2 tRNA genes are annotated in these 504 nt (G+C 52.6%); both read left to right on the forward strand.

Annotation, left to right across the window (positions count from 1 at the left end):
* Positions 1-43 precede the first annotated feature (43 nt).
* Positions 44-120, forward strand: a tRNA-Ile gene (locus HOP53_RS21300).
* 117 nt (positions 121-237) lie between these two features.
* Positions 238-313: transfer RNA gene (locus HOP53_RS21305), tRNA-Ala, on the forward strand.
* Positions 314-504 lie beyond the last annotated feature (191 nt).

The following is a 504-nucleotide window of genomic DNA, read 5'->3' on the forward strand; positions in this document are numbered from 1 at the left end:
AGAGCAAAGACTGTTTGGGTCGAAGACCCAGTGGTTGTAAGCCGGGTCTGTAGCTCAGTTGGTTAGAGCGCACCCCTGATAAGGGTGAGGTCGGCAGTTCAAATCTGCCCAGACCCACCAATTTTATCCAGTCCTGCGTTATTTCGTGACTCGCATAGCGAGCTATGCGTCGCCCCGAAATGCCTTGACCTGAATAAAATTAACCGAACCGCCCCTTGAGGGAAGGTCGGAATCAGTGGGGCCATAGCTCAGCTGGGAGAGCGCCTGCCTTGCACGCAGGAGGTCAGCGGTTCGATCCCGCTTGGCTCCACCACATTTCTCCAAGCCAGTCTTATATCTGCAGAGACCAGCGGCAAGTCGACAGACTTCCCACTGTTCTCTGAACAGTCTGCTCTTTAACAATGTGAATCATGCTGACAAGTTTTCTCCGCAAGGAGAAAGCAAAAGTGATACGTCTCAAGCGTATCCGGCAATTGTCGTACGTAATCGCGGACCAGACCCTTT

Origin of the sequence: Billgrantia ethanolica (genome assembly GCF_021404305.1) — a bacterium.
Classification (GTDB): domain Bacteria; phylum Pseudomonadota; class Gammaproteobacteria; order Pseudomonadales; family Halomonadaceae; genus Halomonas; species Halomonas ethanolica.